Raw genomic sequence first — 13,037 nt, 5'->3', positions numbered from 1 at the left:
TGGGTGTTCAATTCTGGTCCATAAAAAAAGGTGCGGTCCTCACAGAGGCCGCACCTTTTTTGTCAGCGCCTGGCGATCAGTTGCCCAGTGCCTTGGAGGCCAGCCAGAACAAGCCGGCCGAGAGGCCCACGGTCGCAGGCAGGGTCAACACCCAAGCCATCAGGATGGTCTTGACCGTGCCACCTTGCAGGCCGCTCTTGTTGGCGACCATGGTGCCCGCTACGCCGGAAGACAGGACGTGGGTGGTGGAGACCGGCAGGGCGAAGATATTGGCGAAGCCAATCATGGTGGCGGTGGTGATCTGTGCCGACATGCCCTGGGCATAGGTCATGCCCTGCTTGCCGATCTTCTCGCCGATCGTCAGTACCACACGCTTCCAGCCCACCATGGTGCCCAGGCCCAGGGCCAGTGCGACCGCGAGGATCACCCAGAACGGCGCGTACTCGGTGGTGGCGGTGAGGTCCTTGCGCAGTTTGTCGAGGTCGGACTTCTCACGCGCTTCCAGGCCCGGCAACTTGCCGACTTTTTTCGCGGTGTCGTCCAGGCACAGCAGGTAGCGGCGCACTTCGATGCGGTGATCGGCACTCAGGGAATGGTAATCGGAGACGCCTTTCAAGGTATCCAGCAAGGCATTGATGGTGGGTTCGGTCTGCTGCGGGTTGCAGCGGAACTTGCCCGGCAGGTCGTCTTTCACGCTTTTGCCCAGGGCCAGGAACTCACCCAGGGTCTCGTGGTTGCGCTGGTAGAACTGGTTAAGGTGCAGCGTGGCGTCGCGAGTACGCTCGATCTGGTAGGTGGTGCTGCCCAGGTCGAGTACGAACTGCGCCGGCACGATACCGATCAGCACCAGCATGATCAGGCCGATGCCTTTCTGGCCATCGTTGGAGCCGTGCACGAAACTCACGGCCATGGCCGAAATCACCAGGACCAGGCGGTTCCAGAACGGCGGGTGCTTCTTGTCGTCGAGCTTGCGGCGCTGGTCCGGGGTCTTGTGCATCTTCGACAGCGGGCGCCACCATTTCAGGCCGATCAGCACCAGGGCTGCGACCAGGAAGCCGGCCATCGGCGAGAACACCAGGGACGCGCCGATATCGACGGCCTTCTGCCAGTTCACACCGTCAGCCAGGGGGATGTCGTTGATCAGGGCATTGGCCAGGCCGACACCGAGGATCGAACCGATCAGGGTGTGGGAGCTGGAGGCGGGGATACCGAAGTACCAGGTGCCCAGGTTCCAGGTAATCGCCGCGGCTAACAACGAGAAGACCATCGCCAAGCCATGGCCGGTGTTCACATTGATCAGCAACTCCACGGGCAGCAGGTGCACGATGGCGTAGGCGACACCGACACCACCGAGCAACACGCCGAGGAAGTTGAACACCCCGGAGAAGAACACGGCCAGATGCGGCGGCATGGCTTTGGTATAGATGACTGTGGCCACCGCGTTAGCGGTGTCATGAAAGCCATTGATGAACTCGAAGGCGAGGACAAAGGCCAGGGCGAGCAACAGGCTCACGAGAACCCAAGCATCCAGTCCGCTGAATAAATCGATCATGAAGGTTTTCTGACCCGGTCGTAAGGGGGCGCGATTATGCCAGAAAACCTCGGTAATCGATGCACTAGCTGCTCATCGGTATCAATCTTCATCGAATCGCCAGGGGCAAAAGCTGGCGATCCCAGGGTTTTCGGGGCTTTGGCAAGTCTTTGATTTATAAAGCGCAGGGCTGAAAGGACAGGGTTTTGTCACCAAATCGTCATGCCTGAAACATTTGTATGAAATTTTACAGGCGATGGTGGGATTCAGGTCGGCTGGAGGATGGCTAAATGGCATCGCTGCAGGCAGGGCCCTGGACTCGATCCGAAGCGCTTATGGCTCTTCGGCCTTGAGTTCCTGTTCAATCTTTTGGATTTCCTGGGCAAATGCCTGGTCGAGCAGGCTGGCTCGCTTGCGCCATGGTTTGCGTTCAGGTTCAGGCTGGGCGGCGTAGGTGGTGACTTCCCCGCCGTAAACGTCCTTGTAACGTTGCTCCTGGCGCTCAAGTTCCGCGCGCAGTTCATCTTTCGTCACGTTGTTACCTAATTGAGTTGGGTGTAAGTACATTGCAGTGTTTGGCCTGAATGTCGCCCTCGGGTTGTTCCAACTTGAACCCACGAAGTGTTCAAGTTTGAATGAAAACGGGAGGCCACTGTTGGGCGGTCATTCCAGGCAGGTAGTTGCGATCGTCCATGCACGGCCTGTGCATGGTTTGGCGAGTTCCAGCCTCAATATGAAACCGGGCTCTCCTCCGCACAGGATGCATTATAGCGGCGCATTTGAATAACACTATCGGCATAAAGTTAAAAACCGTCAACTTTGTGTGAGTGTTTTGTTACGTCGACGCGTCAGTATTTGCTGAAATTCTGGCGTCATAAACTCAACAAGGAAACAAGCTATTAAATTAACGGCTTAACATCGCCGGGGACGTGGTTGATAGATCGCCCTCAGCGCTAAATTGCGATAATCGCATGGTTGTCCGATAATCGCCCAATGTTGCCGGGCCTGCCTTGTGCATCACGGCCGGCCCGGCTTGTAATAGCAGCCCAATCCCCTGCGGTTGACAATAAGAGAAAGGAACCTGGCATGAACGATCAATTGCGCAACTCTTTCGCGTCAGTGGCGCCGCCGATCGTTGCCTCGCCGGCCAAGCGTATCCAGGCGTTTACCGGTGACCCCGACTTCATGACCTCCCTGGCCCGCGGCCTGGCGGTGGTGCAGGCGTTCCAGGAGCGCAAGCGCCACCTGACCATCGCCCAGATCAGCCACCGCACCGAGATCCCCCGCGCCGCCGTACGCCGTTGCCTGCATACCTTGATCAAGCTCGGCTACGCCACCACCGATGGGCGCACCTATTCATTGCTGCCCAAAGTCCTGACCCTGGGGCATGCCTACCTGTCCTCCACGCCTTTGGCGGTATCGGCCCAGCCTTACCTGGATCGCATGAGCGAACAACTGCACGAAGCCTGCAACATGGCCACCCTTGAAGGCGATGACATCCTCTACATTGCCCGTTCGGCCACCACCCAGCGCCTGATTTCGGTGGACCTGTCGGTGGGCGGACGGTTGCCGGCCTATTGCACCTCCATGGGCCGTATCCTGCTCGCGGCATTGGATGATGCCTCGCTGCAGGACTACCTCGACCATGCCGACCTGCAAACCAAGACCAGCCGCACCCTGACCACCCCTGAAGCCTTGTTCGAATGCCTGCAACAAGTGCGTCAGCAGGGCTGGTGCATTGTCGACCAGGAACTGGAACAGGGTCTGCGCTCCATCGCCGTGCCGGTGTATGACGCGTCCGGCCAGGTGCTGGCGGCGCTCAATGTCAGTACTCACGCTGGACGGGTCAGCCGCAGCGAACTGGAGCAGCGTTTCCTGCCGAGCATGCTCAGTGCCAGCCGTGAGTTGAGTGCGCAGTTGTTTGCCTAAGGTGTTCGGTGACCGCACAGATCCCCGCTTGATCAATTGACGATGTTTCCCCCGGCTTATTACTGTGCGGCAGCGCTCTTGAGGGCGCACCAATAATAATGACGGCCCCAGGCCGTTGGCCCGCCATCGGTGTGGAATAAGAATAATGAATCAACCTTCTGTCGGCACGACCCTGGACGTCCAGTCCTTCATCAACACCCAGCCACTGTCCCGTTACCAGTGGCGCGTGGTGATCCTGTGTTTCCTCATCGTTTTCCTCGATGGCCTCGACACCGCCGCCATGGGCTTTATCGCGCCCGCGCTGTCCCAGGACTGGGGCATTGACCGCGCCAGCCTTGGCCCGGTGATGAGCGCTGCGTTGATCGGCATGGTGTTCGGCGCCCTGGGTTCCGGACCGCTGGCTGACCGTTTCGGGCGCAAGGTTGTGCTGGTGGGCGCGGTGCTGGTGTTTGGCGCCTTCAGCCTGGCCTCGGCCTACAGCAGCAACGTGGATCAATTGCTGGTGCTGCGTTTTCTCACCGGGCTGGGCCTGGGTGCCGGCATGCCGAACGCGACGACCCTGCTCTCCGAATACACCCCTGAACGCCACAAGTCGCTATTGGTGACCAGCATGTTCTGTGGTTTCAACCTGGGCATGGCCGGTGGCGGGTTTATCTCGGCCAAGCTGATCCCGGCGTTCGGCTGGCACGCCTTGTTGATGATCGGCGGCATCCTGCCGTTGATCCTGGTGGTGGTGCTGATGCTGTGGCTGCCGGAATCGGCGCGTTTCCTGGTGGTGCGTAATCGAGGTGTCGATAAGGTGCGCAAGACCCTGTCGCCCATCGAACCCTCTATTGTTGCCCAGGCCACCGCCTTCAGCGTGCCCGAACAAAAAACAGTCAAGGCGCGCAACGTGTTCGCGGTGATTTTCTCGGGCACCTACAGCGCCGGCACCTTGCTGCTGTGGCTCACGTACTTCATGGGCCTGGTGATCGTGTACCTGCTGACCAGTTGGCTGCCGACCCTGATGCGCGACAGCGGCGCCAGCATGGAGCAGGCCGCCTTCATCGGCGCGCTGTTCCAGTTTGGTGGCGTATTGAGCGCCGTCGGCGTGGGATGGGCGATGGACCGGTTCAACCCCCACAAGGTCATCGGCACCTTCTACCTGCTGGCCGGGGTGTTTGCCTACGCGGTGGGGCAAAGCCTGGGCAATATCACCCTATTGGCCACCTTGGTGCTGGTCGCCGGGATGTGCGTCAACGGTGCGCAATCGGCGATGCCATCCCTGGCCGCGCGCTTCTACCCGACCCAAGGCCGCGCCACCGGCGTGTCGTGGATGCTTGGCATCGGCCGTTTCGGCGCGATCCTCGGCGCGTGGATGGGTGCCACCTTGCTGGGCCTGGGCTGGAACTTCGAGCAGGTGCTCACCGCCCTGGTGATTCCGGCCGCTTTGGCCACGGCAGCCGTGGTGATCAAAGGCATGGTCAGCCATGCGGATGCGACCTGAGATCAATCGATAGCCTGCCAACAATCCGTTCGATAATCGAACGCTGAGTCGATTATCGGATTGTTTGGCCGATTTCCCCGGCTTAATCTTCAAGCACTTCGGCGCCACCTCAGCGCCTTTTCGATCCACACCGGGAGCCCAACCCCATGGCTGAAATTCTTGCGCTGCGTGACGCGGTGAAGCAATTCGTGAACGACGGCGACACTGTCGCACTGGAAGGCTTCACCCATCTGATCCCTACGGCAGCGGGTCATGAAATCATTCGTCAGGGCAAGAAAGACCTGACGCTGGTGCGTATGACGCCTGACCTGATCTACGACCAGTTGATTGGTGCCGGGTGCGCGCGCAAGTTGATTTTTTCCTGGGGCGGTAACCCGGGTGTAGGTTCCCTGCATCGCCTGCGTGATGCGGTCGAAAAGCAATGGCCGCAACCGTTGGAAATCGAAGAACACAGCCACGCCGACCTGGCCAATGCCTACGTCGCCGGCGCATCGGGCCTGCCGTTCGCGGTGCTGCGCGCCTACGCGGGTTCCGACTTGCCCAAGGTCAACCCGCTGATCAAGAGCGTGACGTGCCCGTTCACCGGTGAAGTGCTGGCAGCGGTGCCGTCGGTGCGTCCGGACGTCACCGTGATCCACGCGCAAAAGGCTGATCGCAAGGGCAACGTGCTGCTCTGGGGCATTCTTGGGGTGCAGAAGGAAGCGGCCCTGGCGGCCAAGCGCTGCATCGTCACCGTGGAAGAAATCGTCGATGACCTGAACGCGCCGATGAACAGTTGCGTACTGCCGACCTGGGCCCTGACTGCGGTGTGCCACGTACCCGGTGGTGCCCATCCGTCCTACGCCCACGGCTACAACGAGCGTGACAATCGCTTCTACCAGGCGTGGGACCCCATCGCCCGCGACCGTGGGACCTTTACTGCCTGGATGGATGAATACATCCACGGCACTGCCGATTTCAGTGAATTCCAGGCCAAGCTGACCACGCAGCAGGAGGCCAAGTAATGGCTTACTCGACCAATGAAATGATGACCGTCGCCGCCGCGCGCCGCCTCAAGAACGGCTCCGTGTGCTTTGTGGGCATCGGCCTGCCGTCCAAGGCCGCCAACCTGGCGCGCCTGACTTCGTCGCCGGATGTGGTGCTGATCTACGAGTCCGGGCCGATTGGCGCCAAGCCCAGCGTATTGCCACTGTCGATCGGTGATGGCGAGCTGGCGGAAACCGCCGACACCGTGGTGCCGACCGGCGAGATTTTTCGCTACTGGCTGCAGGGCGGGCGTATCGACGTGGGCTTCCTCGGTGCCGCGCAAGTCGACCGCTTCGGCAACATCAACACCACCGTGGTCGGTGATTATCACCAACCCAAGGTGCGCCTGCCGGGCGCCGGTGGCGCGCCGGAAATCGCCGGCTCGGCCAAGAGCGTGTTGATCATCCTCAAGCAGTCGTCCCGTTCGTTTGTCGACAAGCTGGACTTCATCACCTCGGTCGGCCACGGCGAAGGTGGGGATTCGCGTAAACGCCTGGGTCTGCCGGGTGCCGGTCCTGTCGGAATCATTACCGACCTGTGCATCATGGAGCCGGAAGAGGGCACCCATGAATTCGTGGTCACCGCCCTCCATCCGGGCGTGACCCGCGAGCAAGTCGTAGCGGCCACCGGTTGGGCGATTCGATTTGCCGAGCAGGTCAGCACCACCGCCGAACCGACCGAGGTGGAACTGACCGCCCTGCGTGACCTCGAAGCACGCACGGCCGCCGCCCATGGCCAAGCCCCGGGAGAAGCCTGATGCGCGAGGTCTTTATCTGCGATGCGATTCGCACCCCCATCGGCCGCTTTGGCGGTGGCCTGTCCAGTGTGCGCGCCGATGACCTGGCGGCCGTGCCGATCAAGGCACTGATCGAGCGCAACCCCTCGGTAGACTGGACGGCCGTCGACGAGGTGTTCCTCGGCTGCGCCAACCAGGCCGGTGAAGACAACCGCAACGTCGCCCGCATGGCGTTGCTGCTGGCCGGCCTGCCGGAAAGCATTCCCGGCGTCACCCTCAACCGTCTGTGCGCCTCGGGCATGGATGCGATCGGCACCGCGTTTCGCGCCATCGCCAGCGGCGAAATGGAGCTGGCGATTGCCGGTGGCGTCGAGTCGATGTCCCGTGCGCCGTTCGTGATGGGCAAGGCGGATGCGGCGTTTTCGCGCAACATGAAGCTGGAAGACACCACCATCGGCTGGCGTTTTATCAACCCGTTGATGAAGGCCCAGTACGGCGTGGACGCCATGCCGCAGACCGCCGATAACGTCGCCGACGACTACCAGGTCTCCCGCGCCGACCAGGACGCCTTTGCCCTGCGCAGCCAGCAACGCACCGCCGCCGCCCAGGCGGCCGGGTTCTTCGCTGAAGAAATCGTACCGGTGCGGGTCGCCCAGAAAAAAGGCGAAACCGTGGTGGAGCACGATGAGCACCCCAGGGACACCACCCTTGAAGCCCTGGCCAAACTCAAACCGGTCAACGGCCCGGACAAGACCGTCACTGCGGGCAATGCCTCGGGGGTGAACGACGGTGCGGCCGCACTGATCCTGGCGTCTGCCGAAGCGGTGAAAAAACACGGCCTGACTGCCCGCGCCCGCGTGCTGGGCATGGCCAGCGCCGGTGTTGCGCCACGGGTGATGGGCATCGGCCCGGTGCCGGCGGTGCGCAAGCTGGTGGAACGCCTGGGCCTGGCCGTGACTGACTTCGATGTGATCGAACTCAACGAAGCCTTCGCCAGCCAAGGCCTGGCGGTGCTGCGTGAACTGGGCATCGCCGACGATGCACCCCAGGTCAACCCGAACGGTGGCGCCATCGCACTGGGCCACCCCTTGGGCATGAGCGGTGCACGGCTGGTATTGACGGCCCTGCATCAGTTGGAAAAAACCGGCGGCCGTAAAGGCCTGGCGACCATGTGCGTGGGCGTCGGCCAAGGCCTGGCCCTGGCGATCGAACGCATCTAATAAGAGAGGACAGCTCCATGAGTGACAAGCCCGGTTACCGGCGCCCGCAAGCGGGCACTCAGCCTGATTACCTGCACCCGGCCTACCAGTCGACGAACCTGCGTTCGCCGTCCCAGCCGTTGGTGTTCCTGCCCCATTCCTTGTCGGAAATCACCGGCCCGACCATCGGTGCCGAGCGAGTCAGCGAGAAGGACAACGACCTCACCGCCCAACACGACGGCGAACCGTTGGGCGAACGCATCATCATTCATGGCCGCGTGCTGGATGAAAACGGCCTGCCGGTGCCGGGCATCCTCGTGGAGATCTGGCAGGCCAACGCCGCCGGTCGCTACAACCACAAGCGTGACCTGCACGATGCGCCGCTGGACCCGAACTTCACCGGCACCGGGCGCACCGTCACCGACGCCGATGGCTGGTACCAGTTCCAGACCATCAAGCCTGGGGCCTACCCATGGGGCAACCACCACAACGCGTGGCGCCCGGCGCATATCCACTTTTCGCTGTTCGGCCCGAGCGTACTGACACGCCTGGTGACGCAGATGTATTTCCCCGGCGACCCGCTGCTGGAATACGACCCGATCTACAACTGTGTGCCGGATACCAGCGCCAAGGAACGCCTGATCGCCCGTTTCGACCTGGAAAAGACCATTCCTTCCTATGCCCTCGGCTACCGCTGGGACATCGTCCTGCGCGGCCGCGACGCCACGCCGATGGAGAAATGAGATGACACTCTACGCGACCACGTCCCACACCGTCGGGCCGTACTACCACATCGGCCTGACCTGGCTGAACCGCGAGGATTTGACCGTCGCCGCCACCCTCGGCGAGCGCGTGGCGATCAGCGGGCAAGTGGTGGACGGCAACGGTGATGTTGTCAACGACGCCATGCTCGAAGTCTGGCAGGCCAATGCCGCCGGCAAGTACGACCACCCTGAAGACGAGCAGGACAAGGCGCTCGACCCGAACTTCGAAGGCTTCGGCCGGGTGCCGGTGGATGCCGAAGGGCGCTTCCGCTTTACCACGATCAAGCCGGGCAGCGTGCCGGGCCTGCAAGGCACGACCCAGGCGCCGCACCTGGTGGTGCTGGTGTTTGCCCGTGGGCTGGTGAAGCACCTGCTGACGCGAATTTATTTCGAGGGCGAGGCGTTGAATGGGGATGACCCGTTGCTGGCCTGTGTGCCTGCCGAGCGGCGCGGCACGTTGATTGCCAAGCCGGACGCGGCGGGTGTGCACCAGTGGAATGTGATTTTGCAGGGCACAGATAAGGAGACGGTGTTCTTCGATTATTGAGTCGCTTGTCAGGGCCCCATCGGGGGCAAGCCCCCTCCCACATTTTGATGTGGGAGGGGGCCGGTTCAGGCACTGCCTACGCAAAAGTCTGCTTGCGGAACATGGTTGTTGCAAAGTATGTCTAGGCTATAACCGTTCCCACTGAGTGAAAAACCATGACAACAACCACCAGTCACTACACCGGAGAAGAGCGCAGCAAACGGATCTTTGCGATTGTCGGTGCCTCCTCCGGCAACCTGGTCGAATGGTTCGACTTCTACGTCTATGCCTTCTGCGCCATCTACTTCGCCCCCGCGTTTTTCCCGTCGGATGACCCCACGGTCCAACTGCTCAACACCGCTGGCGTGTTCGCCGCCGGCTTCCTGATGCGCCCCATCGGCGGCTGGCTGTTCGGCCGGGTCGCCGACAAGCACGGGCGCAAGAATTCGATGATGATCTCGGTGCTGATGATGTGCGCCGGTTCCCTGGTCATCGCCTTTTTGCCCACCTACAAAGACATCGGCGCCTGGGCCCCGGCCCTGCTGCTGGTGGCGCGGCTGTTCCAGGGCCTGTCGGTGGGGGGCGAATATGGCACCACCGCCACCTACATGAGTGAAGTCGCGCTCAAGGGCCAGCGTGGGTTTTTCGCCTCGTTCCAGTACGTGACCCTGATCGGTGGCCAACTGTTGGCGGTGCTGGTGGTGGTGATCCTGCAACAGATCCTCACTGAGGAAGAACTGCGGGCCTGGGGCTGGCGGATTCCGTTCGTGATCGGTGCGATTGCCGCGGTGATCTCCCTGCTGCTGCGCCGCACCCTCAAGGAAACCACCAGCAAGGAAACCCGCGCGGACAAGGACGCCGGCAGTATCGCCGCGCTGTTCCGTGACCATAAGGCGGCATTCATCACCGTGCTCGGCTACACCGCAGGCGGTTCGCTGATTTTCTACACCTTTACCACCTACATGCAGAAGTACCTGGTGAACACCGCCGGGATGCACGCCAAGACCGCCAGTTACATCATGACCGGCGCGCTGTTCCTGTACATGTGCATGCAGCCGCTGTTCGGCATGCTGGCCGACAAGATCGGCCGGCGTAACTCGATGCTGTGGTTCGGCGCGTTGGGCACACTGTGCACGGTGCCGATCCTGCTCAGCTTGAAAACCGTCAGCAGTCCGTTCCTGGCGTTTGTGCTGATCACCCTGGCCCTGGCGATTGTCAGCTTCTACACCTCGATCAGCGGCCTGGTGAAGGCGGAAATGTTCCCGCCACAAGTGCGCGCCCTGGGCGTGGGCCTGGCCTATGCGGTGGCCAACGCGATCTTCGGCGGTTCGGCGGAATACGTGGCCCTGGGCCTCAAATCCATGGGCATGGAAAACACTTTCTATTGGTACGTCACCGCGATGATGGCGGTGGCCTTCCTGTTCAGCTTGCGCCTGCCGAAACAGGCGGCGTACCTGCATCACGATTTGTAAGGGATGAGTTATGACACTGCGCACGAGCAATCAACTGTTCGACGCTTACTTCACTGCTGACAGCATGGCCGAGGTGTTCTGCGACCAGGGACGCCTGCAGGGCATGCTCGATTTCGAAGCCGCGCTCGCCCGGGCGCAGGCCCGGGTCGGGTTGATCCCCCAGGCCGCCGTGGCGCCGATTGCCCAGGCGTGCCTGGCGTCGCTGTACGACGTGGATGCCCTCGGCGTGGCGATTGCCACGGCGGGGAATTCCGCGATTCCGCTGGTGAAGGCCCTGGGCAAGTTGATTGCCAGCGGGGATGCCGGGGCCGAACGTTATGTGCACCTGGGCGCGACCAGCCAGGACGTGATGGACACCGGGCTGGTGCTGCAACTGCGCCGGGCCCTGGGGTTGATCGAAACGGACCTGGCGCGTCTGGGCGACGTGCTGGCCGCCCAGGCCCAGCGTTATGCGACGACGCCGTTGGCCGGGCGTACCTGGTTACAGCACGCGACGCCGGTCACCCTGGGGATGAAGATTGCCGGTTGGCTGGGCGCGGTGACGCGCAGTCGCCAGCGTTTGAAAGAACTGCAACCGCGTTTGCTGGTGCTGCAATTCGGCGGCGCGTCCGGGACGTTGGCGGCACTCGGCGAACACGCCATGCCGGTGGCCGAGGCGCTGGCGGCGGAGTTGAAGCTGAGCTTGCCTGAACAACCCTGGCACACCCAACGGGATCGTCTGGTGGAGTTCGCCTCCGTCCTGGGCCTGATCGCCGGCAGCCTCGGCAAACTGGGCCGCGATATCAGCCTGCTGATGCAAACCGAAGCGGCCGAAGTGTTCGAGCCGTCGGCGCCCGGCAAGGGCGGTTCGTCGACCATGCCGCACAAACGCAACCCGGTGGGCGCCGCCGTGCTGATCAGCACCGCCACGCGCGTGCCCGGCCTGGTGGCGACGATGTTCAGCGCCATGCCCCAGGAACATGAACGCAGCCTGGGCCTGTGGCACGCCGAATGGGAAACCTTGCCGGAGATTTGCCGCCTGGTGTCCGGGGCCTTGAAACAAGCGCTGCTGGTGAGCGAAGGGTTGGAAGTCGACCCCGGACGCATGGCCCACAACCTCGACCTGACCCAAGGCCTGGTGCTGGCCGAAGCCGTCAGCATCGTGCTGGCTCAACGCCTGGGCCGGGAAACCGCGCACCACCTGCTGGAGCAATGCTGCAAACGCGCCGTCGCAGAAGGGCGCCACTTGCGCGCGGTGCTGGCGGACGAACCGCAGGTCACCGCCGAGCTGTCCGCCACCGAGTTGGACCGCCTGCTCGACCCGGCCCACTACCTGGGCCAGGCGCCCACCTGGGTCACTCGCGCTGTCACCGAACACTTTGCATTGAACGCCTAAGGAGAACGCTGTGGCTTTCGTACAACTCGCCGAGGGCGAACTGCATTACCAACTCGATGGCCCCGTGGACGCACCGGTGCTGGTGCTGTCCAACTCGCTGGGCACCGACCTGCATATGTGGGACATCCAGATCCCGGCGTTTACCGAGCATTTCCGGGTGTTGCGTTTCGACACCCGTGGCCACGGCAAATCCCTGGTGACCGAGGGACCGTACAGCATCGAGCAGTTGGGCCACGACGTGATCGCACTGCTGGATGCGCTGGATATTCAGCGTGCGCACTTTTGCGGGCTGTCCATGGGCGGCTTGATCGGCCAATGGCTGGGGATTAATGCCGGTGAGCGCCTGCAGCGCCTGGTGGTGTGCAACACCGCCGCCAAAATCGGCACGCCGGAGATCTGGAACCCACGGATCGAGATGGTCCAGCGTGATGGCGCGGCGGCCATGGTGGCCTTGCGCGATGCGTCGATTGCGCGTTGGTTCACCGCCGATTTTGCGGCAGCCAACCCGCACCAGGCCAAGCAGATCACCGACATGCTTGCCGCGACTTCGCCCCCAGGTTACGCGGCCAACTGCGCTGCCGTGCGTGATGCGGATTTCCGTGAGCAGTTGCCGAAGATCAAGGCACGCACCCTGGTGATTGCCGGCACTGAAGATGCCGTCACGCCACCGGCCGGTGGTCACTTTATCCAGCACCATGTGCAGGGCGCCGAGTACGCCGAGTTCTACGCGGCGCACCTGTCCAACGTACAGGCTGGCGCTGCATTCAGTGACCGGGTTATCAAATTCCTGCTGGCCCGCTGAGGCCGCTGTTGTGGCAACTGGCTCGTTGTGGCAAGTGGGCTTCCTGTGGCGGCGGGCTTCCTGTGGTGAGCGGGCTTGCCCCGCGCTGGGCTGCGAAGCAGCCCCAATACGGACGCCGAATTATTTCAGACAGACCGTGGCGCCTGATTTGGGGCCGCTTCGCAGCCCAGCGCGGGGCAAGCCCGCTCACC

The 13,037-nt window shown here is 62.4% G+C and carries 12 protein-coding genes; 10 read left to right on the top strand and 2 right to left on the bottom strand.

Translation table 11 applies throughout. From position 1 onward, the window contains the following. Positions 1 to 76: 76 nt before the first annotated feature. Positions 77 to 1,552 carry an inorganic phosphate transporter gene (locus FX984_RS23560; protein ID WP_027604410.1) on the bottom strand — a complete coding sequence of 492 codons (1,476 nt, stop codon included), beginning with the start codon at positions 1,550 to 1,552 and terminating at the stop codon, positions 77 to 79. 312 nt (positions 1,553 to 1,864) lie between these two features. Continuing rightward, the gene (locus FX984_RS23555; RefSeq protein ID WP_003172389.1) at positions 1,865 to 2,065 is read right to left on the bottom strand and encodes a hypothetical protein; all 201 of its coding nucleotides are present in this window, start codon (positions 2,063 to 2,065) and stop codon (positions 1,865 to 1,867) included. Positions 2,066 to 2,617: 552 nt separating this feature from the next. Here FX984_RS23555 and pcaR point away from each other — a divergent pair. The 10 genes from pcaR to pcaD all read left to right on the top strand — a co-directional run bounded on the left by pcaR (position 2,618) and on the right by pcaD (position 12,846). Beyond that, positions 2,618 to 3,460, top strand: coding sequence for a pca regulon transcriptional regulator PcaR (gene pcaR, locus FX984_RS23550; protein ID WP_025855315.1), 843 nt, complete (start codon positions 2,618 to 2,620; stop codon positions 3,458 to 3,460). A 145-nt stretch (positions 3,461 to 3,605) separates the two neighbouring features. Beyond that, the gene (gene pcaK / locus FX984_RS23545) at positions 3,606 to 4,946 is read left to right on the top strand and encodes a 4-hydroxybenzoate transporter PcaK (RefSeq protein WP_027604409.1); all 1,341 of its coding nucleotides are present in this window, start codon (positions 3,606 to 3,608) and stop codon (positions 4,944 to 4,946) included. A 146-nt stretch (positions 4,947 to 5,092) separates the two neighbouring features. Beyond that, on the top strand, positions 5,093 to 5,950 hold the full coding sequence (locus FX984_RS23540; protein ID WP_027604408.1) for a CoA transferase subunit A: 858 nt from the start codon (positions 5,093 to 5,095) through the stop codon (positions 5,948 to 5,950). Beyond that, entirely contained in the window at positions 5,950 to 6,729 is a 780-nt protein-coding gene (locus FX984_RS23535) for a CoA-transferase subunit beta (RefSeq protein WP_027604407.1), read from the top strand. The genes FX984_RS23540 and FX984_RS23535 overlap by 1 nt, the downstream gene beginning before the upstream one ends. After that, positions 6,726 to 7,928 carry a 3-oxoadipyl-CoA thiolase gene (pcaF, locus tag FX984_RS23530; protein ID WP_174556995.1) on the top strand — a complete coding sequence of 401 codons (1,203 nt, stop codon included), beginning with the start codon at positions 6,726 to 6,728 and terminating at the stop codon, positions 7,926 to 7,928. Before FX984_RS23535 ends, pcaF begins: the two co-directional genes overlap by 4 nt. Before the next feature lie 17 nt (positions 7,929 to 7,945). Next, positions 7,946 to 8,650, top strand: coding sequence for a protocatechuate 3,4-dioxygenase subunit beta (gene pcaH / locus FX984_RS23525; protein ID WP_027604405.1), 705 nt, complete (start codon positions 7,946 to 7,948; stop codon positions 8,648 to 8,650). A 1-nt stretch (position 8,651) separates the two neighbouring features. Then, positions 8,652 to 9,218, top strand: coding sequence for a protocatechuate 3,4-dioxygenase subunit alpha (gene pcaG / locus FX984_RS23520; protein ID WP_098480246.1), 567 nt, complete (start codon positions 8,652 to 8,654; stop codon positions 9,216 to 9,218). A 155-nt stretch (positions 9,219 to 9,373) separates the two neighbouring features. Beyond that, entirely contained in the window at positions 9,374 to 10,669 is a 1,296-nt protein-coding gene (locus FX984_RS23515) for an MFS family transporter (protein WP_098480245.1), read from the top strand. A 10-nt stretch (positions 10,670 to 10,679) separates the two neighbouring features. Next, positions 10,680 to 12,044, top strand: a complete 1,365-nt coding sequence (locus FX984_RS23510) for a 3-carboxy-cis,cis-muconate cycloisomerase (RefSeq protein WP_108573968.1) — start codon at positions 10,680 to 10,682, stop codon at positions 12,042 to 12,044. Positions 12,045 to 12,054: 10 nt separating this feature from the next. Then, complete coding sequence (pcaD, locus tag FX984_RS23505; protein WP_146475802.1) at positions 12,055 to 12,846, top strand: 3-oxoadipate enol-lactonase; 792 nt, start codon at positions 12,055 to 12,057, stop codon at positions 12,844 to 12,846. Positions 12,847 to 13,037 lie beyond the last annotated feature (191 nt).

It is taken from the genome of Pseudomonas marginalis (genome assembly GCF_008692035.1).
Taxonomy (GTDB): domain Bacteria; phylum Pseudomonadota; class Gammaproteobacteria; order Pseudomonadales; family Pseudomonadaceae; genus Aquipseudomonas; species Aquipseudomonas marginalis.
This window is presented reverse-complemented; position numbering and strand designations above follow the sequence as displayed.